This is a genomic window from Glaciihabitans arcticus (assembly GCF_004310685.1).
Classification (GTDB): Bacteria; Actinomycetota; Actinomycetes; order Actinomycetales; family Microbacteriaceae; genus Conyzicola; species Conyzicola arctica.
The window spans coordinates 1,279,696-1,301,772 of sequence record NZ_SISG01000001.1; the positions used below are offsets into that span (position 1 = coordinate 1,279,696).

16 protein-coding genes are annotated in these 22,077 nt (G+C 67.8%); 4 read left to right on the forward strand and 12 right to left on the reverse strand.

What is annotated here, in order from left to right:
* Window positions 1–2: 2 nt before the first annotated feature.
* Window positions 3–665: an esterase/lipase family protein gene (locus tag EYE40_RS06130; RefSeq protein WP_130981121.1), complete on the reverse strand. Its 663-nt coding sequence runs from the start codon at window positions 663–665 to the stop codon at window positions 3–5.
* Window positions 662–1,456, reverse strand: a complete 795-nt coding sequence (locus EYE40_RS06135) for an alpha/beta fold hydrolase (protein WP_130981122.1) — start codon at window positions 1,454–1,456, stop codon at window positions 662–664. The genes EYE40_RS06130 and EYE40_RS06135 overlap by 4 nt, the downstream gene beginning before the upstream one ends.
* A 36-nt stretch (window positions 1,457–1,492) precedes the next feature.
* Between EYE40_RS06135 and EYE40_RS06140 the strand changes: the two genes are divergently transcribed.
* Window positions 1,493–2,737 carry an FAD-binding protein gene (locus EYE40_RS06140; protein ID WP_193554487.1) on the forward strand — a complete coding sequence of 415 codons (1,245 nt, stop codon included), beginning with the start codon at window positions 1,493–1,495 and terminating at the stop codon, window positions 2,735–2,737.
* On the opposite strand, the gene EYE40_RS06145 is transcribed toward EYE40_RS06140, so the two are convergent.
* The 3 genes from EYE40_RS06145 to EYE40_RS06155 form a co-directional block, all read right to left on the reverse strand.
* The gene (locus EYE40_RS06145) at window positions 2,734–5,271 is read right to left on the reverse strand and encodes a DEAD/DEAH box helicase (protein ID WP_240034729.1); all 2,538 of its coding nucleotides are present in this window, start codon (window positions 5,269–5,271) and stop codon (window positions 2,734–2,736) included. The genes EYE40_RS06140 and EYE40_RS06145 overlap by 4 nt on opposite strands.
* A gap of 55 nt (window positions 5,272–5,326) precedes the next feature.
* Window positions 5,327–7,216 carry a hypothetical protein gene (locus EYE40_RS06150; protein ID WP_130981124.1) on the reverse strand — a complete coding sequence of 630 codons (1,890 nt, stop codon included), beginning with the start codon at window positions 7,214–7,216 and terminating at the stop codon, window positions 5,327–5,329.
* A 99-nt stretch (window positions 7,217–7,315) separates the two neighbouring features.
* Complete coding sequence (locus EYE40_RS06155) at window positions 7,316–8,248, reverse strand: nucleoside hydrolase (RefSeq protein ID WP_130981125.1); 933 nt, start codon at window positions 8,246–8,248, stop codon at window positions 7,316–7,318.
* Window positions 8,249–8,310: 62 nt separating this feature from the next.
* On the opposite strand from EYE40_RS06155, the gene EYE40_RS06160 reads away from it, so the two are divergent.
* From EYE40_RS06160 to EYE40_RS06170, 3 genes are read left to right on the forward strand one after another with little or no spacing between them, the layout of a single operon-like run.
* Complete coding sequence (locus tag EYE40_RS06160; RefSeq protein WP_130981126.1) at window positions 8,311–9,123, forward strand: alpha/beta fold hydrolase; 813 nt, start codon at window positions 8,311–8,313, stop codon at window positions 9,121–9,123.
* Entirely contained in the window at window positions 9,116–9,679 is a 564-nt protein-coding gene (locus EYE40_RS06165) for a TetR/AcrR family transcriptional regulator (protein ID WP_130981127.1), read from the forward strand. Before EYE40_RS06160 ends, EYE40_RS06165 begins: the two co-directional genes overlap by 8 nt.
* An 8-nt stretch (window positions 9,680–9,687) precedes the next feature.
* The gene (locus EYE40_RS06170; protein ID WP_130981128.1) at window positions 9,688–11,163 is read left to right on the forward strand and encodes an SDR family oxidoreductase; all 1,476 of its coding nucleotides are present in this window, start codon (window positions 9,688–9,690) and stop codon (window positions 11,161–11,163) included.
* A 103-nt stretch (window positions 11,164–11,266) separates the two neighbouring features.
* Here EYE40_RS06170 and EYE40_RS06175 read toward each other — a convergent pair whose 3' ends face one another.
* The 7 genes from EYE40_RS06175 to pstC all read right to left on the reverse strand — a co-directional run bounded on the left by EYE40_RS06175 (window position 11,267) and on the right by pstC (window position 22,018).
* On the reverse strand, window positions 11,267–12,145 hold the full coding sequence (locus EYE40_RS06175; RefSeq protein ID WP_130981129.1) for a phosphate ABC transporter ATP-binding protein: 879 nt from the start codon (window positions 12,143–12,145) through the stop codon (window positions 11,267–11,269).
* Window positions 12,146–12,168: 23 nt separating this feature from the next.
* The gene (locus EYE40_RS06180) at window positions 12,169–13,083 is read right to left on the reverse strand and encodes a sortase (RefSeq protein WP_130981130.1); all 915 of its coding nucleotides are present in this window, start codon (window positions 13,081–13,083) and stop codon (window positions 12,169–12,171) included.
* An 84-nt stretch (window positions 13,084–13,167) separates the two neighbouring features.
* Complete coding sequence (locus EYE40_RS06185; RefSeq protein WP_130981131.1) at window positions 13,168–15,249, reverse strand: Ig-like domain-containing protein; 2,082 nt, start codon at window positions 15,247–15,249, stop codon at window positions 13,168–13,170.
* 139 nt (window positions 15,250–15,388) lie between these two features.
* A complete protein-coding gene (locus EYE40_RS06190; RefSeq protein ID WP_130981132.1) occupies window positions 15,389–17,962 on the reverse strand; it encodes a hypothetical protein in 2,574 nt (857 codons plus the stop codon).
* Complete coding sequence (gene pstS / locus EYE40_RS06195; RefSeq protein WP_130981133.1) at window positions 17,959–19,563, reverse strand: phosphate ABC transporter substrate-binding protein PstS; 1,605 nt, start codon at window positions 19,561–19,563, stop codon at window positions 17,959–17,961. The genes EYE40_RS06190 and pstS overlap by 4 nt, the downstream gene beginning before the upstream one ends.
* The gene (pstA, locus tag EYE40_RS06200; RefSeq protein ID WP_130981134.1) at window positions 19,560–21,065 is read right to left on the reverse strand and encodes a phosphate ABC transporter permease PstA; all 1,506 of its coding nucleotides are present in this window, start codon (window positions 21,063–21,065) and stop codon (window positions 19,560–19,562) included. The genes pstS and pstA overlap by 4 nt, the downstream gene beginning before the upstream one ends.
* Window positions 21,065–22,018, reverse strand: a complete 954-nt coding sequence (pstC, locus tag EYE40_RS06205) for a phosphate ABC transporter permease subunit PstC (protein WP_240034730.1) — start codon at window positions 22,016–22,018, stop codon at window positions 21,065–21,067. The genes pstA and pstC overlap by 1 nt, the downstream gene beginning before the upstream one ends.
* Between the last annotated feature and the right edge of the window lie 59 nt (window positions 22,019–22,077).

Sequence of the window (22,077 nt, forward strand, 5' to 3'; positions counted from 1 at the left end):
GTTTAGTCCCCGATCGACTTCTCGACGGCTTCGAGCACGCGCTCGTCGGCGAGCAGGCGGAAATGCCCGTAGACCGGCAGCTGCACGTTGGTCGCTCCTTCGAGCCGCGAGCCCGCGGGAATGTGCGGGTCGAAGACGCCGAAGATCGAGGTGATGCGGGTATTCGCCGCCGCGTTGGCGCCGAGCATAGCGAGAGTCGGCTCGTTCGGGCGGAATGCTCGAATCGCGCGCACCAGGAAGTAGCGAGCGTAGATCGAGCCGCCGAAGGGGGTCGCGATGGCGGTCATCCGATCGATGCGGCCCGAAGTGTCGTCGAGCACCATCATGTGCTTGCCGATGAGTCCACCCTTGCTGTGCGCGACGATGATCACCCCGCGCAGGTCCTTCGCCTCGATGTAGGCCTGCGCGAGCGCGGCCGACTCGGAGACGCCCAGCAGGTTGTAGCGCAGTTCCGAGAGCACGTGCACGGGGTGACCGAGCGCGTGCAGCCGGTTGGCGACGGGCCGCAAAAACTGCCACGTCTCATAGACGCCCGGGATGAGCAGCACGGGCGCGAGCTCTCCGTTGAGGTAGCGCGATGCATCCCGACCACCCAGAAAATGCCGCAACTGCCACCAGCCGACGTACACGTAGTCGAGCCACCAGAAGAACGCGCGCCTGATCATGGGTCGAACCGTCTCTCGAGCACCGCTGCTATTGAGATCGGGTCGGTGAACATGATGACGTGCGGCCCCTCGACGATGGCGAGCTCGCCGTTCGGCAGCAGCGCCGCGACCTCTGCGGCCCAGGTCGGCGGCACCACGAGGTCCCGATGTCCGGCGATGACCACCGCCTTCGCCGTGATGCTGGGCAGGCGGTCCTCGATCGCGTCGCCGAGCAGGTGCGGCAGCTGGCGCAGGTAGTACGGCAGCCCGCAGCGGAATAGGTAGTCGGTGAGCACCACCCAGTTCGCCCGGAGCGGCTCGCGCAGCATGTCGAGGCCGAGCCTGGTGGCCTGCGTGAGCAGCCGCCGCTCGCCGCGCTCGATGGTGGGCGCAAGCAGCGCAATCGAGTCGACAAGTTCGGGATGCAGCAGCGCAAGCTCGCTGACGACCTGGCACCCCATCGAGTGGCCGACCACAACGGGGTTCTCGATTCCTGAGCGCGCGAGGAAGGCGGCGACGACTTCGGCGTGGTCCCGAATCGACACGTCGCGCTTCGGGTTGGGGGCGGAGCCGTAGCCGGGCAGGTCGACGAGCCAGACCGTGCCGCGCTTGGCGAGTTCCCGCGCGAGCGGCTGGAAGTAGCGGGCCGAGACGCCGATGCCGTGCACGAGTACGTAGTTGATGGGCGCCGTGTTGCGGCCGCCGGTGCTGCTGGCGGGGAACCGCTGCACGGCGATCGCGAGCTCGTTGAACGTATCCCGACTCGTGTAGAACGTGGCGCCCCGGAATCGTCTCTCGATCTCGGCCACCATCCGTTCAGTGTAGGGAGGGCGGTGGACAATGGTCGGATGGCATCTGAATTGGCTGAGAACTGGGCCCGCAGCTACACCTACACGGCGGCGGAGATCGCGCACCCGGGCTCGGTCGAGGAGATCCGGGAGCTCGTGGCATCCACCGAGCGGATTCGCGCCCTCGGCACCCGGCACTCGTTCACCGCCCTACCGGACACGGTGGGTACGCTTGTAGCCCTCGACCGGCTGCCGGCGCGCACCGACCTCGACGAGACCGCCCGCACGGTGACGGTCGCGGGCGGGCTGCGCTACGGCGACGTCGCGACCGCCCTGCAGGCACGTGGCTGGGCGCTGCACAATCTCGCATCGCTTCCCCACATTTCGGTCGCCGGAGCGATCGCGACCGGTACCCACGGTTCGGGCGACGGCAACGGCACGCTGTCGTCAGCGGTTGCCGCACTCGAACTGGTGACGGCCTCGGGTGAACTCGTGACGCTGCGCCGCGGCGACCCGGACTTCGATGGCGCCGTGGTCGCACTGGGTGCGCTCGGCGTTGTGACGGCAGTGACGCTGGATGTGCAGCCGACCTTCGATGTGCGGCAGGACATGTTCGACGACCTGCCGTGGTCCTCGCTGCTGAACAATCTCGACGCGGTGACCGGTAGCGCCTACAGCGTCTCGCTGTTCACGACCTGGGCGGGCGACACGATCCCTGCCGTCTGGTTGAAGAGTCGAATGGATGCTCCGGCTCCCCCGACCGACCTGCTCGGCGCGACCCGGCAGCCAGTGGGGCGCCACATGATCCCCGACCAGCCGGCGAGCAACACAACGGAGCTGGACGGCGTGCCCGGCCCGTGGAGCGACCGGCTCGCCCACTTCAAACTCGGCTTCACCCCGTCGAACGGCGATGAGCTGCAGAGCGAGTATCTGGTTCCGCGCCACAATGCGGTCGAAGCGCTAGTCGCTGTTCGTGAGCTTCGGGATGCCATCACGCCCCTGCTGCACGTCACCGAGGTGCGCACCATGAGCGCTGACACCCTATGGCTGAGCGGCGCGTACGGCACGGACGCAGTGGCGATCCACTTCACCTGGAAGAAACTGCCCACAGAGGTCGCCGCCGTGCTCCCCGCGATCGAGGCGCTGCTGCTGCCGCTCGGCGCCCGCCCGCACTGGGGCAAGCTGTTCGACCGCGTCGAGCGGGCGAACTATCCGCGGCTCGACGACTTCCGCGCCCTGGTGGCGAACTACGACCCTTCAGGCAAGTTCGGGAGCACGTACCTCGACAAGCACCTCGGGCTTTAGCCGGTCACCGTTCCGACGCTGGTTACGGCGATCACCGCAACACCCGCCTCGGCGGAGGCCGCGAGGTCGACCGTTGCGCTGATACCCCAGTCGTGGTCACCGGCCGGATCGTTGAAGGTCTGCCGCACGGTCCAGACGAAGGCTCCCTCGTCGACGGTGAGCATGCTCGAGCTACGGGCATCCGGACCCGTGCCGAGGTGGTCATACTCCCCGAAATACCCGTCGAGCGCGGTCTCCCAATCGACATCGGGGTCGAGCGCGAGCAGCCCCTCGAGGTCGTCCAGCGCCGCGAGCTGCACCCGGCGGAACAGCTCGTTGCGAACCAGAACCCGGAACGCGCGCGGGTTCCCGACCACGGACGGCGGCGGAGGCGGCAGCACGGGCTTCTTGCCGGGTGCCACCGGGTTGATCAGGCTCTCCCACTCGTCGAGCAGGCTCGAGTCGACCTGCCGAACGAGCTCGCCCAGCCACTCGATCAGGTCGAGCAGGTCCTCGGTCTTGGCCTCATCCGGCACGGTTTGCCGCACGGCGCGGTATGCGTCTGACAGGTAGCGCAGCACGAGCCCTTCGCTGCGGGCGATCTTGTAGTACCCGACGAAGTCCGCGAAGGTCATCGCGCGCTCGTAGAGGTCCCGCACCACGGATTTCGGCGACAGCTCGAAGTCCGCGACCCACGGCTGGGTGGCACTGTACTGCTCGAAGGCCGCATCCAGCAGCTCCTTAAGCGGCTTGGGGTGGGTGACCTCTTCGAGTAGTTCCATGCGCTGGTCGTACTCGATGCCCTCGGCCTTCATCGCGGCAACCGCCTCCCCGCGCGCGAGGAACTGCTGCTGCGAGATCACGGGGCGCGGGTCATCCAGAGTCGCTTCGAGAATCGAGATCACGTCGAGCGCGTACGTCGGCGACTCGGGGTCGAGCAGCTCGAACACGGCGAGGGCGAACGGCGAGAGCGGCTGGTTGAGCGCGAAGTTCGGCTGCAGGTCGACGGTGAGCCGGATCTCGATGCGGTCGTCCCAGCTGACGAGGTCGTCGTCGTCCTGGCCAGACAGCGACACCGGTACCACGTGCTGCTCGACGATGCCCGCAGCTCTCAGCGTGCGGTAGATGGACAACGCCTTGCGGGCCATCGCGAGCTGCGATTTCCACGGGTCGTGGCTGCCGAAGATCAGGTCGCGCATGTCGGTGAAGGCGTCGCCACCGCTTGTGGAACGATCACGGCCGATCACGTTGAGCAGCATCGAGTGGCTCACCTGCATGCTCGAGACGAGGGTCTCGGGTTCCGCGTTGATGAGCCGCGTGAAGGAGGGCTCGCCCCACGACACGAACCCCTCGGGCGCCTTTTTGCGCACGACCTTTTTCAGTTTCTTGGGGTCGTCCCCGGCCTTCGCGACGAGGCGTGCGTTCTCGGCCTCGTGCTCGGGCGCCTGGGCGACGACGGTTCCCGCGGTGTCGTAGCCGGCGCGCCCGGCCCGCCCCGCGACCTGGTGGAATTCGCGGGCGGAGAGCTGGCGCATCCTCGTGCCGTCGTATTTGGTGAGGGCCGTCAGCAGCACGGTACGAATCGGCACGTTGATGCCCACGCCGAGGGTGTCGGTGCCGCAGATGACCCGCAGCAGCCCCTGCTGGGCGAGCTGCTCGACGAGACGGCGGTACTTGGGCAGCATGCCGGCGTGGTGCACGCCGATGCCGGCCCGAATGAGTCGGGATAACGTCTGCCCGAACACCGTCGTGAAGCGGAAGGCACCGATCGCCTCGGCGATCTCGTCGCGTTGCTCGCGGGTGATGATCTTCGCACTGGTGAGCGCCTGTGCGCGCTCGAGGGCGGCGAGCTGGGAGAAGTGCACGATGTAGATCGGCGCCTGCTTGGTGGCGAGCAGGTCTTCCACCGTCTCGTGCACGGGGGTGGTGACGTAGCTGTAACTCAGGGGAACCGGGCGCTCGACACCGGTGACGACGGCGGTCTCGCGGCCGGTGCGCGTGCTCAGGTCGTCGGCGATGCGGGTGACGTCACCAAGAGTCGCCGACATCAGGATGAACTGCACGCGCGGCAGGGTGAGCAGCGGCACCTGCCAGGCCCAGCCGCGTTCGGGGTCGGCGTAGAAGTGGAACTCGTCCATCACAACCTGGTCGACGGCGGTGTCCTCGCCGCCGCGCAGGGCGAGGTTGGCGAGGATCTCTGCGGTGCAGCAGATGATCGGCGCGTCGCCGTTCACGCTCGAGTCACCGGTGACCATGCCCACGTTCTCGGCACCGAAGATCTCGACGAGGGCGAAGAACTTCTCGCTCACGAGGGCCTTGATCGGTGCCGTGTAGTAGCTGCGCTTGCCCTGGGCGAGGGCGGCGAAGTGCGCTCCGATCGCGACGAGCGACTTACCTGTGCCGGTCGGTGTGGAGAGGATGAGGTTCGCCCCGCTCACGATCTCGATCAGCGCCTCCTCCTGCGCCGGGTACAGCGCGAGCCCGCGCGAGTCGGACCACTCGGCGAACGCGTCGAACGCGTCATCCGCATTCCAGGGGCTGGGGGCGCGCGACATCAGAGACATGATGCTTCCGATCCTGCCCTACCGGGGCGGGGTGTGCCGACCGCTCCTAGCGCTGCGCCTCCACGATGCGCGGCACGGGGCTCAGCAGCGGCTCGAGCACCACATAGACGCCGAGGGCGATGCCGAGCGTGATGGCGGCCCAGGCCGGGATCGGATGGCTGCCTGCGAAGGGCCAGACGAGCACGACCAACCCGGCGACGGCGGCCACCGCCAGCGCGATCCGGAACACGAGCCCCGCCGCCCACAGCCTGGGCGTCGCACCCTCGGGCTGCCAGGTGATGCGCTCGACGTAGCTGCGCCAGAGCCGCGAGCTGAACCAGGACAGCAGGGCGACCGTACCGATGAGGGTGCCACCGCCCATCAGCAGGTCGTTGGCGAGGAGTGTCTCGAGCAGCTTGCGGCTCAGGTCGAATCCGAACAGGGACTCGAGCGGTCGCACAAGTGGACCGAAGGCCGCGACCAGCCCGCTGAGGATGAGGCGTCCCCCTGCGGCGAATCCGGCGAACAACGGGGGTGCGAGCGCGAGCAGGGCGAGCGTGACGATGGCGGCGCGCTGCAGGCCAGCCGCCTTGACGCTGCGCACGTGGTTCGCCTCGCGCACGACCGCCTGGGCGTGCAAACCCGGTTCCTCGACGAAGGTCGGGCCGGCCTGGCGGTCGAGTCCCATGACGATGCGCGTCACCGGATCGATGACCTGCGCGATGTTGCTCGAGTAGGCGCCGTGGTCGGTGAAGGCGAATCCGGTGTTGTGCACGGGATACTCGCGCGGGCCGATCGCGTCGGACGCCTCGAGCCGGAGCCCGTTCGCGAACCGCCAGCGCTCGTTGCGCGCCGCCTCCCCGTTCGAGATCGGTCCGGAGGGCACGGGATCCCAGATGCCCCACATGTTGAGCCACGCCGTCTCCGGGTGGTGATTGGCCCACGCGCGCACGAGATTGCGCGGATACAGCGATGTCGCATCGAGGTCGTCCTCGTCGGCGATGTAGCCGAGCCAGTTCGACACACCGAGCAGGGTGACCCCGGCCCCCACCGTGACGAGCACGTCGACCTGCACCTCCCGCTCGCCGCTCACCCGGCTGAACAGGGTCTCCGCGCTGATCGCCGCGCCCTCGGAGTGCGCGACCACCACCAGCAGCTTCTCGGTGTCGGCGTCGTCGGGGATAGCATCCAGTCGGGCGCGGGCGCGCTGCACGCCATCCCGAACCACCTCGCGCATCGCGGCCGCACGAACCGGGCGACGCGTCCACACGGCGGCGTCGCCGATGAACTCGACGAGCGTGCGCATCAGCGGATCGAGCCAGGTCTTGAGGCCCGGGATGAGCAGGAGCGGACCGGCCAGCGGGAGCGTGACGACCACGAGCAGCGCGACGGCCACGAGCACCATCCACAGGGCTGCGAGGAGCGGGCCGGCGACGATCCAGAGGAGGGCGGCGAACAGCTTGCGCAACGGGTTCGCACGGTTCCACTCGCGACGGGGCGGGAGCGTCACCACCCGGCCGAAGTAGATACCGAGCCGCAGGATCGCCCGGAAGGCGAAGCCAAGCCCCCAGTCGAAGACCTCCGACCGCCCCATGGCGAGGAACGCATCCGCCCAGCGGGCCTCGGTCACGGTGAGGTCGAGAAGTCGCGGCTCCGAATCGTTGCCCTCGTACTCCGCGTAGGCGCGCACCTGGTTGTCTTCCGGCGACGACGTGACGACCCTCTCGAACAGCAGAGCGGAGTCGTCGGGGTCGTCCGCGCCGGTCGGCACGCGCAGGGGGCGAACTTCGTCGAGGCGGTCGACGCCGACGCGACGGATACCGGTCGGCGCCGTCGGCCTGAGGATCCGCCTCTGCAGCGCCAGCCAGTCGAGGCGCCTGAGCACGGGCTCTGCCCACTCGAGCAGGGTCTGCGAGGTCTTCTGCTGCCCGATGCCGTGCACCACTACCAGTTCCACGTGTCGACGTTTCGGCAGCGCTTCGCTGGACGACAGTTCTGAGTGGGCTATCACCGATACCTCCGTGGGCACAGGCTAGCCCCGCGTCAGGGCGACGCGCTAGACGGTGTGATTCGCGGCGACCCGCGCGTAAACGGTTTCCACGTATGCCCAGAATCCGTTCACGTCGAGGGTGATGGGCACGATCGCATTAGGGGTGGGCGAGTTGAAGTCCACGACGGTCATGCCCTCGGTGAACTCGCCGCGGGTCTCCACCTCGACGCGAGCGGGCCGCGAGGCGAACAGGTCGGGGCGGGTGACGTACGCGACGGCGCACACGTCGTGCACGGCCTGGCCGTTCCAGTCGTCGTCATTCGGGTTCACCCAGTGGGTCGCGAGCGGGATGATCAGCTTCTCCGCAAGCGCGCCGAGCTTTCTGAAGCGCGCGATCACACCCTCGTGGGCCTCCGCCTGCAGGGTGAGGTCGAGTCCGATCATCACTACCTGCCAGTCGGCGTCGAAGACGATCTTCGCGGCCTCCGGGTCGGCGTAGATGTTGAATTCGGCGGCCGGCGTCGCGTTGCCGCGCGTGAAGGAGCCGCCCATGATTGTGAAGCTGGCGACGAGCCGCGCAATCGACGGCTTCTTCTCGAGGGCGAGCGCGATGTTGGTGAGCGGCCCGGTCGCGACCAGATGGATCGCTCCAGGGAACGCCGTGATGGTGTCGACGATGACGTCGACGGCGTGATCCGGGGATGCCGCGAGCACGGCCTCGGGAAGCACGACGGTTCCGATCCCACTCTCGCCGTGAACCTGTGACGCGTCCTTGATCGACCGCACGAGTGGACGGCCCGCTCCCGCAGCAACGGGAACCTTCTCGAAACCGAGGTACTCCCGCAGCTCGAGCGCGTTCTTCGTGGTGTTCTCGATGCCGACGTTGCCGCCGACGGTGGTCACGGCGACGAGGTCGATGTTGGGATCACCGTGCGCGAGCAGCAGCGCGAGCGCGTCGTCGAGGCCGGGGTCACAATCGAGGAGGATCTTTACGGGCATGAGACTACTGTGCCATCTCGCGCTACTTGACAAGCCCGGCTAACGCCATTAGCTTTGTGGCTATGACCATTAGCCAAACACAGTTCCTCGCCCTCCCCGAGGGCCGCATCGCCTTCGACAGCACGGGCTCGGGCCCGCTCGTTGTACTCGTTCCCGGCATGGGCGACCTCCGCTCCAGCTACCGCTTCCTTGTGCCACTGCTCGTCGAGGCTGGCCACCGCGTCGTCACCACCGACCTGCGCGGCCATGGCGACAGTGACGCCACCTTCCGCGCCTACGGCGGGGAGCAGACGGCTGAGGATGTCGCGGCTCTCCTCCGGCACCTCGGCGAGCCCGCCGTTCTCGTGGGCAACTCCTTGGCCGCAGCCTCCGCGGTGCGGATCGCGGCAGACCACCCGGAGCTGGTGCGCGGCATAGCGCTGCTCGGGCCCTTCGTGCGCAACCCCAACGCCGGTGCCGCCATGATGGTCGTCTTCCGCGTAATGATGCTGCCGGCCTGGGTCTCCCTGAGCTGGAAGGCGTACTTCCCCACCCTGTTCGCCGGCACGAAACCCGCCGACCTCAAGGAATACGTCGCGACCGTCGTGGCTGCCCTCCGCCGCCCCGGTCACGCCCGCGCCTTGTCGCTCACCGCCCGCACCAGCCACGAGCACGCCGAACTCGCCCTCCCCCGCGTCACGACGCCCTCCCTCGTGGTCATGGGAGACAAGGATCCCGACTTTCCCGACCCTGTGAAGGAAGCGAACTGGATCGGCACGGAGCTCGGCTCGACCGTCGCGATCGTGCCCGAGGCCGGCCACTACCCGCAGTCGCAGCGGCCGCAACTCGTCGCCGCCGCGCTCATGGACTTCGTGAAGGGACTTCCCGTTGCCTAGGGCCGGGCTCACCGCCGACCGCGTCACGACAGAGGCCGCGGCCCTCGTCGATGAGCAGGGCATCACCGCTCTCACCCTCTCCACACTTGCCGCACGCCTCGACGTGCGCGCGCCCAGCCTCTACAAGCACGTCGCGAGCCTCGACGCCCTGCGCCAGTCGGTCGCCGTACGCGCGAAGACCGAGTTCGGTGACGCCCTCGATGCGGCGGCCGGCGAGAGCACGGGCGATGTCGCCGTGCGCGCCGTCGCCCACGCCTATCGCGAGTGGGCGCGGCGTCATCCCGGGCGGTATTCGTTGACGCTGCGCGCCGCTTACCCGAACGATCCGGATGACGTTGTCGCCAGCACGCACGCCGTTCGGGTCATGCTGCGCGTCGTCCTGCCGTGGCAGCTGAGCGAGACCGAAGGCATCGACTTCGTGCGCAGTCTGCGCTCGCTGCTGCACGGGTTCGTCACGCTCGAGGAGGCCGGGGCATTCGCGCTGCCGATCTCCCTCGACGGCAGCTTCGAGCGCGGGGTCGACCGGCTGATCGGGGCGTACGGTCCGAGCGTTTAGAATTGCGTGTGCCCTCCGAAGACCTGCCCGAGCCCGATCCCGTCACGATCGACCCCGCAGAGCTCGAGGTCACCCTCCGCGTGCTGGCCCAGCTCGCCCACCTCGAAGACGGCGACCCCGACTACGTGACAGTGCGCCAGGCCACCGCCAAGATGTTCAAGGACGTCAAGCGCGTGGGCCGCCTCAAGAAGCGTGCGCGCATCGCCGACGCCGACCGCGCGGTCGTCGCCGCTACAGCGACGGGCGCCCCCGATCGCATCGATGACGAGACCCGGGGCATCCCGATCTCGACCAGCACGACGGCTCCTACCGCCGGCACACTGCTCAAGCCGCGCTCCTGCTACATCTGCAAGCAGCCGTATACGGTCGTCGACGCCTTCTACCACCAGCTCTGCCCGGACTGCGCGGCCATGAGCCACTCGAAGCGCGACGCCCGCACCGACCTGACCGGCAAGCGTGCCCTGCTCACCGGCGGACGCGCCAAGATCGGCATGTACATCGCGCTGCGACTGCTTCGGGATGGCGCGCACACCACCATCACCACGCGTTTTCCGCGCGATGCCGTGCGCCGCTTCACTGCCCTGCCCGACTCGGCCGACTGGATTGATCGCCTCAAGATCGTCGGCATCGACCTGCGCGACCCCGCCCAAGTGATCGGGCTCGCCGACGATGTCGCCGCTGCGGGACCGCTCGACATCCTCATCAACAACGCGGCTCAGACGGTTCGCCGCTCCCCCGGCGCCTACAAGCCGCTCGTGGATGCCGAACTCGCCCCGCTGCCCGACGGGCCGCTTCCCGAGCTGGTCACCTTCGGTCACACCAACGACGCCCACCCGCTCGCGCTCGCGCAGTCGGTGACCTCGCACCCGATTCTCGCCGCCGCAGCCCGTACCGCGGAAGAGCTGACAGCGGAGGCGATGGCCGCGGGATCCTCCTCGCTCGAGCGTCTTGCCGCCGGAACCGCGATCGACGCGGGTGGTCTCGTGCCCGACGAGAACCACATCAACTCGTGGACGCAGAACGTTGAGCAGGTCGAGCCGCTCGAGCTGCTCGAGGTGCAGCTCGCCAACATGACGGCGCCGTTCCTGCTTGTGTCCCGCCTGCGCCCAGCCATGGCCGCCTCGCCCGCGAAGCGCACCTATGTGGTGAACGTGTCGGCCATGGAGGGCGTGTTCGGTCGCGGGTACAAGGGGCCGGGACATCCACACACCAACATGGCGAAGGCGGCGCTCAACATGCTCACCCGCACGAGCGCGCGCGAGATGTTCGAGACCGATGGAATTCTGATGACCGCGGTCGACACCGGCTGGATCACCGACGAGCGCCCGCACTTCACCAAGGTGCGCCTGGCCGAGGAGGGATTCCACGCCCCACTCGACCTCGTCGACGGCGCGGCCCGCGTCTACGACCCGATCGTGCGCGGCGAGGCCGGCGAGGACCTGTTCGGCATCTTCCTCAAGGACTACAAGCCCGGCTCCTGGTAGCGCGCTTTCGGAAACTCAGGGTTCTTGCGCGGCGGAGGACGCCGCAGCTCGCTCGGGAGACCTGTCGCTACAAGACCCCTGAATTCCCAACAGCCCCAGCGGGTTAGCCGAAGCGGCCGTTGACGTAGTCCAGGGTGCGGGAGTCCTGCGGCGAGTCGAACATCACGTCGGTCGGTCCGTGCTCGACGATCTGGCCGGGCGTGCCCGCCTCGGCGAGGAAGAACGCGCACTGGTCGGAGACGCGCTGCGCCTGCTGCATGTTGTGGGTGACGATGACGATGGTGACGTCGGTCGAGAGCTCGGTGATCGTCTGCTCGATGCGTCGCGTCGAGGTCGGGTCGAGGGCGGAGCACGGCTCATCCATCAGCAGGATGCGCGGCTTCACGGCAAGCGAACGGGCGATGCACAGGCGCTGCTGCTGGCCACCAGAGAGGCCGCCGCCGGCCTGGCGGAGGCGATCCTTGACCTCGGTCCAAAGGCCCGCCTTGAGCAGCGACTCCTCGACGAGGTCGGCTTTGTCGGACTTGCTGACCTTGAGACCGGTGAGGGCGAGGCCTGCCACGACGTTGTCGAAGATGCTCATCGCGGGGAACGGGTTCGGCTTCTGGAACACCATCCCGATCTCGCGACGCGCCTGCGTGATGCGACGCGAGGCGTCGTAGATGTCGTGACCGTCGAGCAGCACCTCCCCCGCGAGCGAGGCGGACGGAACCAGCTCGTGCATGCGGTTGAGTGTGCGCAGGAAGGTGCTCTTGCCACAACCGCTCGGCCCGATGAGTGCCGTGACCTTTCCCGCGGGCATCAGCAGCGAGACCCGGTCGAGCACCTTGTGATCGCCGAACCAGGCCGAGATGTTCTGCGCCTGCAGCGAAGCCAGACCCGACACAATACCGGGGTCGCCCGCGGCGAGGAGCGCCGTGTCGAACTCGGTGAGCTCGACTGTGTCGGCGGTCTCGAGCGAGGTGGGTTGCGATTCGATCATGTCGATCTCTTTCTTAGCGGGCATCAGATGACATTCGGGAGAAGAACGGCGACCTGCTGGGCGGAGAAGCTGCCCAGGGCCATGAGCACGGGAACGGCAACGATCCAGGTTTGCCACCTGCCCCAGAATCGGCGCGAAACAGTGAACAGCGCGAGGGTCACGAAGAGAGCGATGAGTCCGATGACGAGCAGCGGCCATCCGCCCGCGTCACCCTCCATCGTCAGCTCGTTGGCGTCGAGTGCCGCGTAGCCGATCACCTTTCCGGGGCTGGGCTGCGCTTCTGAGGTGAGTTTCGCATCCACTCGAATGATTGAATCCGGGATGAACGGCACACCGGACGCGCTCACCAGGGTGAGGCGGCCGCCCCCCGACGTCATCGGCTCGGGCAGCTCGTCGCCCGTGTAGCGCACGCCGGTGACCCGGTAGGTGGCCTCGCCCTGGCCGGTGGTCGCGATGATCTTGTCGCCCGCGCGGAGCACGGAGAGGCTGCGGAACGGTGCGCCGTAGGAGGCCTGGCGTCCGTAGACGACGCTCGCACCGGCCTGACCGGGCAGCGGGGTGTCGCGGCGGTGGGCGGGACCGGAGACGGTGGTGCTCGACGTCGTTCCCTCGAGAACCACCTCGCGCATGCGGATGACCGGGATCTCGAGCAGTGCGACGGGCGTGCCGATCTCGAGGAGTTTGCTGTTCGGGCCGACCTGGCCGACGGGCGCCGTGGCGTTGGCGAGTTCGTAGCGGAACGCGTCGAGGGCCACCTGCTGGTCGCGTGCGTAGCTCAGCTGGGAAACCCCGACGTACTGTACGAAGAAGCCGAACAGGAGTGCGCCGATGACGACCGCCGCGGTGCCGGCGACTCGGAAGCGGGCAGGCTCACCGAGGCGCGGCAGCGAGCGGGAGACGGGGCTCGCGTCGGCGGCGTCGATCGGTGTCATGGTCATGCGGGCGTCCTCGGGATGAAAGTCTGTAACCGCTGAACACCGCCCCGGGTCTCCCCGGGGCGGTGCGCAGGTGTGGTGCGGGTGTTACTTGATCTTGATGCTCAGGCTCTTCGTGCCCGTGTTCCAGCGCGTGTCACCGTTGTAGGTGATGACGAGCTTGTGGGTGCCCTTCTTGAGCTTCGGCAGGATAACCGTCGCCTTGCCGGTCGAGCTCGAGATGGTCTTGCTCACGAGCACCTTCGCACCCTCGCGGATGGTCACGGTGCCGGTCGGAACCGCTCCGGCAACACCGGACACGGTCAGCACGACCTTGCCCTTCTGGCTGGCCTTCACCGAGACGAATTTGGCGGGGGTGATCTTCGGGGTTCCCTTGCCGAGCTCGATCGCCTTGACGGCGCTGACGCTGCCCGAGGTGGTCGATCCGGTGGGCGCCGCGTAGGTCGCGGTCAGCGCGTAGGTGGTCTTCTTCGCGATGAAGGAGAAGAAGGCACCCTGCTCGCCGGCTCCGACGACTGTCGTGCCGAGCACGGTCTCGCCGTCACGGAAGGTGACGGTTCCACCATTGACGTTCACTCCGCCGATCCAGGCGATGACCGGGACGGCTACGCCGACCCGGGTCGCCGACGGTGCGGAGACCGTGACGTCCGAGGGGGAAGCCGTGACGTTGAGCGCGACGTCGGGAGAAACACTGCCCTTGACACCGGCGAGGGTCGGCACGAACTCGGCGTGGAGGCTGAGGCTCGTGATCGCGGTCGGGGTGACGGGGATGGCTACGGTCGTTGCACCGGCGGCGATGGGCGCCTGGGCAACCGTGTTGTCGGCGGCGTCGACGATGAAGACCGTGCCGCCCTTGTTGTGGTTGGACGTTCCGACGGTGGCCGTTGCGGTGACGGTGGATCCGACGGCGACGGTGGAGTCGCTGAACTCGACCGAGACGCTGCTCGGCGAGCCGACGTATGCACGCAGGTTGGAGAAGCCACACGTGGTCTCGGGCGTCGTGCCGGGCAGCAGCTGGAAGCCGTAGGCGCTGATCGTGGACGTAGCCGTGCACACCTCGGAGTTCGCACCGACGAAGGCCTTCGCGATGTCGCTGGAGGCGTCATCGGCGAGCTTCGAGGGAACGATGTTGTAGACGTCGCGGACCATGGCCGTGTAGTTCGGGTTGGTCGAGTAGACGCTTGCAGCCGACGTGACGGCAGGCGTCGCGTTGAGTCCGAGGATCTGCGCGCCGTGACGACGGTCGGAGACACCAGCAACCGAGTTTGCCTGGGCGACCCACTGTGCGATCGAGAACGGCACGATGGCCGCCGCGTCGCCCACGAGGGCGGTTCCATCGTGCTCCTGGACGTCGGCGTTGCCTGTGCCGTACTTGGCCGTGATCGTGCCCGCGGTGATGAGGCCACCGACTGCGGTCTCGTCCAGGCCGAGCTTGCCGATGAAGAACGAGCGCGTGCCCGAACCGCTCTTCGGCAGGACAGCCTTGATCGCGTGGGAGGTGGTACCGGCCGGGGCGTCAGCTGCTGCTGCGCCCACGGAGTTGTACGATTCGTCTGCGTTCAGGAAAGCGAACTTCACCGATCCGCGGTAGATGTTGTACAGCGAGGGAACCGTGGAGCCGGCGGTGGTGTTGTTGCCGAGCACGAACGGAACGACCGAAAGGGGGCTGCCCTCTGCTACCGCAACACTGACAGCGTCACGGGCGAAGGGGATGTAGGCGAGGACGCCTTCACCGGTCTGGTCGCCGGTTGCCGGTCCGCTCGAGCTGCGGGCGAAGTCGACGAGGCCGACCGAGTTGTTCGCGTTCACGGGGGTGGCGACACCGGCGCTGGTGATCGAGACACCGGCGATCTGTCCGATGGCGACGCGAAGCAGGTCGCGGCCGGGTCCGGAAGCCGACGCGCGGGGAACGTCGACGCCGCCCGCGCGGGTCGTGACGAACTGGCTGCCCACTGCATCGTAGGAAGCGATCTTGTTTCCGGGAATGGCTGCGCCGAGACCGTTGACGACGTCCTGGGTCGTGTCGGAGCCGAGACCAACGAGCGTGCCGAAGGTGGTGGGAGTGGTGGGTGCCGGGTCGGCCGTTGCGGCCGGTACTGCGAGGCCACCGACGAGGAGCGCTGCGGCTCCCGCGGTGATGCCGAACTTGCAGAAGGTGGTGACCTTCATGGGGTGTTTCCTCTCTCGGGGTTGATGCCGGCGGCAGAGCACACAGGTGTTTCTCAGCGACGGGCGAGCCAAAGCTAGAAGCGCTCAGCTAACGCGGCACGCGACTTGGATGAACGGAATATGTACGGTGTGAGTACTGTCACAGCTCGCCGAGATCGGACAGTTTGCGCCCGCGACGGGAGAGCAGGGGACCGCCCAGGAGACAGGGCAGGCCGAGGGCGAGCGAGGCCAGGATTCCCAGTCGCGCGGGGCTCAGCGGAGCGTCTTTCGTCGTGGCGAGCTCGACGTCTTCGGGGTCCGCGGTGGGTGCGACCTCGGGCTCCTCGGACGTGTCCTCCTCGAATCCGAAGTCGGGCGCGATCTCCTCGAACTCCTCGGCGACGGGCTCCCTGACGGTGCAGGCGCCCTTGCCGGTCGCCTCCTTCTTGAGCTTCGCCACGACTGTCGCCACGACCTTCTTGTTCTTCTCGTCGAGGGCGACGTAGCCGATCGGAAGCTGGCCCTTTGCATCGCCGAGCGACTGGCCCGGGCCTGACGCATAGGTCAGCAGGTCGGCATAGTCGAGGAGTGTCGCCTTGGGCGTCGCACAGACGTTGATCGCCGCATAGGTCGGCATGCTCAACGGGTAGGCGCCGAGCGTACGGGCCGTCGGGTTGTTGAGCTTGACCCCGGGAATCTCGGAGTCTGTCATCGCGGTAATGGCCCTGGTCACGGTCTCCGTCGTCGCAGGGGTCGCCTGGCCGGCGCCGTTCACGAGTCGAGCCGTGTTCAGCCCGTAACGCTCCGCGGATGCCGCGTCGGTGAGTGCGAGCATGAGTCGCTGTCCGGGTAGCTGTGGTCCGGTCGAGACGTAGCCGGCGGGGGTCTTCGTGTCGTCCCAGACGATCTTCACACCCGCGTCTGCCCTGAGGGCGCGGTAGGCGGACTCGTGCATGTCGCTCATGTACGGGCGGAGGTCGAGTGTTCCGAAGCCGGGCTCGGGCGCCGGTGCGAGCTGGTACGTGGTGAGGTCCGCCTTCGGGAACGAGTCGGTATTCGCCGTCGCCAGCTCGAGCGTCTTGTACTGCGGGTTGATGCGCATGCCCCACTCGTCCGAGTCGCCGGCGAGGAAGGATGCCGCGAGCGGGTCAGACTTCAGCCACTGCCAGACATGGGCGTTCGCGTCACTGCTGCCGAGGGCGACGAGCAGTCCGTCCGGCGCGGTCAGGTTGGCGAAGCCGAGGAACTCGGGGTTCAGCGCAAGGAATTCGGGGTCGGTGATGAGGCTGCGCGGGTTGCCGGACAGGATCGGGTCGCCGGTGCCGAGGCCCGGGACATCCACTCGATAAGACTGCGTGAGCAGCTTGGCGACAAGCCGTGCACTGAGCACGAGGTCGTTCACCATCGTGCCGTTCTTGCTGAAGTTGGCGGCGTTCGCGTTGAGGCTGTAGTCGATCGAGTAGCCGACCACGATCGCCGACGAGGCGATCGGCGCGTAGGCGATCGTGCTGTCGCCGGCGATGGCCGAATCGAGCGGATCGGTGACGAACGCGAGCTTCGAGCCGCCCTCGACGTCGGTCACGATCTGGCGGCGTCCCTCGGAGTCGCCGATCTGCGAGAAGCCGTAGGTAGTGCCCGAGGAGCACAGGGCGGGCTGCCAGGAGGTGAAGGCGTCGGCGAGCAGCTCTGAGCCGACCACGCGGGTCTCCGAGTTGCCGATCGGGCAGGAGACCGCGACCGGCTGGAAGCCGAGCTTCACGACGATGCGGTTCTTCCAGGCGCCGGCGGAGAGCGGGCTGCCCTTGACCCGGCCCGCTGCAGAGGATGACGATGCCAGCGAACCGTCGAGGTTGTGCTCGCCGCGGGGCACGATGACCAGCCAGCAGTCGCGTGTCGCGCCGGAATCGGTTGCCGCGCCGCAGCCGAGATGGGGCGCCTCGAGGCTCGTGTGCGCCTCGAAGGAGACGGATCCGGTGCCGTTGGAGCCGGTGCGCGCTGCAGTCACCTCGTTGGTGGTGGCTGCGGTGAAGTACTTGCCGGGGTCGAAGTCGGAGGCGCCCTTGACCGGGGTGAACGGGAAGGCGAAGCTGCGCAGGTTCGGGTTGGTACGCGGCGGGGTGCGCTTGATGTCTGCGGTGTAGGCCTGCAGGGGGTCTTCGCCCTCGAGCAGGTTGCGACCGGCGGCGTTGGTGCCGGTCAGGTTGCCGATCGTCGCGTTCGGCGCACCCCACTGGCACTGCTGCGGGGTGGGACCGGCCGGGTCGTCGCCCCAGCACTGCATGATCTGCAGGTAGTTGGCGGCGTACTCCCCCGGTGACGTCGCGGTGCCGCCGGTCCAGGTGATGCGGATGCCCTGGTTGACGAGGTTCTGGGTCTGGCTGACCGTGACGCGCAGGTCGGCGAATGCCGCCGCGTCGGGGTCGGCGGCTGCCAGCTCGGTCGGGATCTCCGTCGGCGCCGGGGCAGGCTCGGGGGTCGCGGTAGGCGTGTTCGTGGCGACGGGCGCGATGGGTGCCTCGGTCGGCGCGGGTTCGATCACGGGGGCAGCGGCGTGCTGGTCTTCCCAGTCGACGGACAGCGCCGAGGGGGTGAGCCAGGTCTTCGGCTGCACCACGAACTGCGGCGCCGCGTCAGCCGTGTCGGGCAGGAACAGCAGGCTCGCGCCCACCGTCGTCGCGAGGAGCCCGAAGACGAGCGTGAGGTTGCCGAAACGGATCAGCTGGGAGCTTTTCATGACTGCTTCCTCTTGCGCGCGATGAACTGACCGACGGTGGGTGGAATTGTGACCACACCGAGGAGCAGCGCCACTGCCGCGACCATCAGGGACTGCTGCAGTGACCAGGTCGGCTCACTCTCCACCTCGACGGGCAGGGCCACGACGTTGGCGCACACGCCGGTATCGGCCTCGCAGTATTGCGGACCATCGACCTGGCTGTTCCCACCGCCCGAGGATCCTCCGCCGGAGTCGCCTCCGCCGTCGCCGATCGTCTCGCTGTCGCCCTCGGTCTCGTCCTCGTCGGTACCGCTGTCACCGGTGGCCGGGGTGTCGGCCTTCGCGCCGCCGGTGCCTGTTCCGCACTGGGCCGAGCCCTGCTTGTCGCACGACGGAGGAGCCGGTGCCTTCTTGGCGAGGGTATTGGTGCCGTCCTTCGAGAAGGTCGGGTTGTTGCACTTGGTGATGTCGATGGCCTTCGCCTCGACCCCCGGGATCTTGCGCACCTGCTCGAGGCCCGCCTTCACGAGGTTGATCGGCAGTGGCGAATAGCCGAGCACCTCGGCCTGCTGCTGGCCCTCGCAGAGGAAGTAGTAGGCGAATCCGCCGAGCGTCTTGCCCTTGTCCTCGGTGAAGTTGCTCTCCACCTTGGTCGGCACGATCAGGTACGAGTACGACGAGAGGGGGTAGGCGCGCGCGTCCTTGTTGTTGTAGACGCCGGTCAGAATCTGCGTCAGGTACGCGCTGGATCCCTTGTCGGTGTTGATCTTCGCGCCGAGCAGCCCCACCGCGACGTTCGACGCCGTCGGCTCGACGTAATAGCCGGCCTTATTGAGGATCTTGGCGACCGGGTATCCGGTCTTGAGCGCGTAGGAGTACTCGACGTAGGTGATGGTTCCGATGTTGGCCTTCTGGGCGACATATCCCGAGACGCCCTGGGAGTTCGGCTGGGCCACGAAGCCCTTGCCGCTCACCGTCGGGTAGTTCGAGGTGACGCCGCACGGCGACGACCGGCCCGCCTTGGCGCAGTATGCGTTCCACAGGCTGCCGTACTGGTTCGCCATCCAGGTCGTGAACTGCGCGGTCGAACCGGAGCCGTCTGAGCGCACCACCGGCACGATCTTGCGCTTGGGCAGTGCGATTCCGGGATTGTCGGCCTTGATGGCAGCGTCATCCCAACTCGTGATGACACCGGTGAAGATCTTGGTCAGCACCGTGCCCGACAGGCGCAGGTTGGTGATCTGCTTGCCACCGGTCGACAGGTTGTACATAAACGCCGTGCCACCCGCGACGAGCGGCATGTAGGCATGACCGCGGCTCGGCGGTGCGTCGACGACGGCGCCGTCCTTCAAGCCGTAGGGAATCTCGGACGAGGCGAAGTCGACGGTGCCCGCCTTGAACTGGTTGCGGCCGTCGGAGGAGCCGGTGCTCGCGTAGTTGACGCGCATCCCGTATTGCTGCACGTTGCGGCGCCACTGATCGATCGCGTTGGCGCTCCACGACGAGCCGGCGCCGCTGATCGGCACGTAGTCGGCCGCCGTGGCTGCAGACGCGGGGAAGGCCACCATGGCGGCGACCGCTGCCACGAGAAGCATCGTGAATCGGGGGCGCAAGCGCGTCATTCCTGGTCTTCTTTCGGGGTGCGGGTGAGGCGGGCGGGCAGCCGGGCGTTGGCCTCGCTGAGAACTCGGCGGCTGATCGCCACCGTCGACGGCCCGAACGCGCGGGCGTACAGCACGATCGACGCCCAGGCGCGGCGGGCGAAAAGCGCGACGCGAGCGCGAACAGGTGCGGTGCGGGATGCCGCGACGCGAGCGCGAACAGGTGCGGTGCGGGATGCCGCGGCGCGAGCACCGCGGGCAACCCACGCTCCCGCCGCCGCGAGGTACGGCGCGGCCCACGCCTTCACGCGCGTGGCGTAGGGCGTCATCCAGCGTCCGACCGCGAGGAAGGGAACGGCGACGGCCGCCCAGAAGATGCGGCGGGCCTCGGTGCGGCGGTTGCGCACGTCGATCGTCTGGCCGCCGATGATGCGCGCCACGACGAACAGCGCGAGCACGATGAGCATCAGCACGGCGGCGGTGCCGAAGCCGCGCGCGATCATGGTGGGCTCGGGCGACTTGACGAACTGGAAGATCGCGAGCGGCAGCGACACCATGGGGCCGTGCAGCGGGTCGAGGTTGAGCGAGGCGGTGAAGCCAGACGTGAGCAGCACGGGCGAGGTCTCGCCGATACCGCGCGCCGTCGCGAGGATGATCGAGGTCACAAGTCCCGAGCGGGACGACGGCAGGATGACGCGCCACACGGTCTGCCACTGTCCGGCGCCGAGGCCGATGGAGGCCTCCTTGAGCGTCGTGGGCACAAGACGCAGCACCACGTCGGCGCTGCGGATCATGATCGGCAGCATCATGACGCTGATGGCGAGGGATGCCGCGAAACCGCTCTTCTCGAGGCCGAACAGCAGGATGAAGCTCGCGTAGATGAAGAGTCCGGCGACGATGGACGGGAGCGCCGTCATCGCCTCGACGATCGTGCGCACGAAGCGGGAGAAGGAGCTCGGCACCTCGTTGAGGAACAGCGCCGTGGTGAGCCCGAGCGGAATCGTGATGACCAGCGCGATGGTGATCTGGATCAGCGTGCCCGCGATGGCGTGCAGCACACCGCCCTCGCTCAGCGGGTCGAGGGGGCCGGCCAGCGACATGTCCTCGGTGTAGAAGTTGAGGAACGGCAGCGCCTGCGCGCCCTGCACGAGGCTGAAGATGACGACAAAGCCGAGGGTGACGAATACGGTGATCGCGAGCGTGTGCACGCCGACGAGGATGACCCGGTCGATGACGACGGGGCGATCCTCATCGAGCGAGACGAGCAGCGCGTACAGCGCCATGAAGATGATGTAGGCGATCGCGGCGAACGGGATCGGCCCGTTGATCGGCAGCACGTTCGTGACGAGCACACTCGTGAGGGCGAGCGAGGCGATGACCGCACCGGCGGCCGACAGCACGTCGCTGATTCGCACACCGTTGAGACGGCGTTCCTCGCGCACCGGGCGGGCCGCGTCGATGGCCGCATCATCGCGCAGCACGGTGCCGGGCGCGGGCACGGTGAGCTGGAGGGTATCGGTCATCAGCTGCTCTCCCCCGACCGCGAGCGAGCGACGACGGCGGAGGCGCCGAAGTTGATCACGAGCGTCATCGCGAACAGGGTGAGACCGGCGGCCATCAGCGCCGAGGTGCCGAACTCCGTCGCCTCGCCGTAGCGCAGGGCGATCAGCGAGGAGACCGAGTTCGCGCCGTTCTGCAGGATGTGCGGCTGGATGACAAACACTGGCGAGATGATCATGTACACCGCGATCGTCTCGCCGAGCGCCCGACCCAAGCCGAGCATCGTGCCGCCTATCATGCCGCCGCGCCCGAAGGGGAGCACAACGGACCGAATCATTCCCCATCGGGTGGAGCCCAACGCGAGTGCACCTTCGCGCTCGCCAAGCGGAGCCTGGGCGAAGACTTCTCTCATGATGGAGGTGATGATCGGGGAGATCATGAAGGCGACAACGATGCCGGCGATAAAGGTCGACGAGGTGTACACGGTCACACTCGCCAACGGATCCTGGGGATCTGCGCCGTCCACGGCGAAGATCGGGATCCAGCCGAACGTCGACGAGATCCAGCGGGAGATCGGGGTGATGTTGCCCTGAAGGAAGAAGAAGCCCCACAGGCCGTAGACCACGCTGGGGATGGCGGCCATGAGGTCGACGAGACCGATGAGGAACTGGCGGATCTTAATAGGCGCGTACTCCGTGATGTACAGCGCGGTGCCGAGGGCGAGCGGCACGGCGATGATCACGGCGACGAGAGCGATGAGCACGGTGCCGACGAGCACGGCGGCGATGCCGAACTTTCCGGAGTCGGGCTCCCACGCCTCCTCGGTGAGGAAGGAGAACCCCGCGACGGAGAGTGCCTGCCACGCTCGGAAGCCGAGGAAGGCCCCGACGAGCGACATGATGGCGAGCACGATGATGCCGCCGCCGCGCGCGATTCCACGGAAGGCGACGTCCGCGGGGTCGCGCAGAGTCGTCAACAGACGCGGGCTATCGAGTGACACGGGTTCCTTCGGGCAGGCGGGGTAGCGAGCGTCAC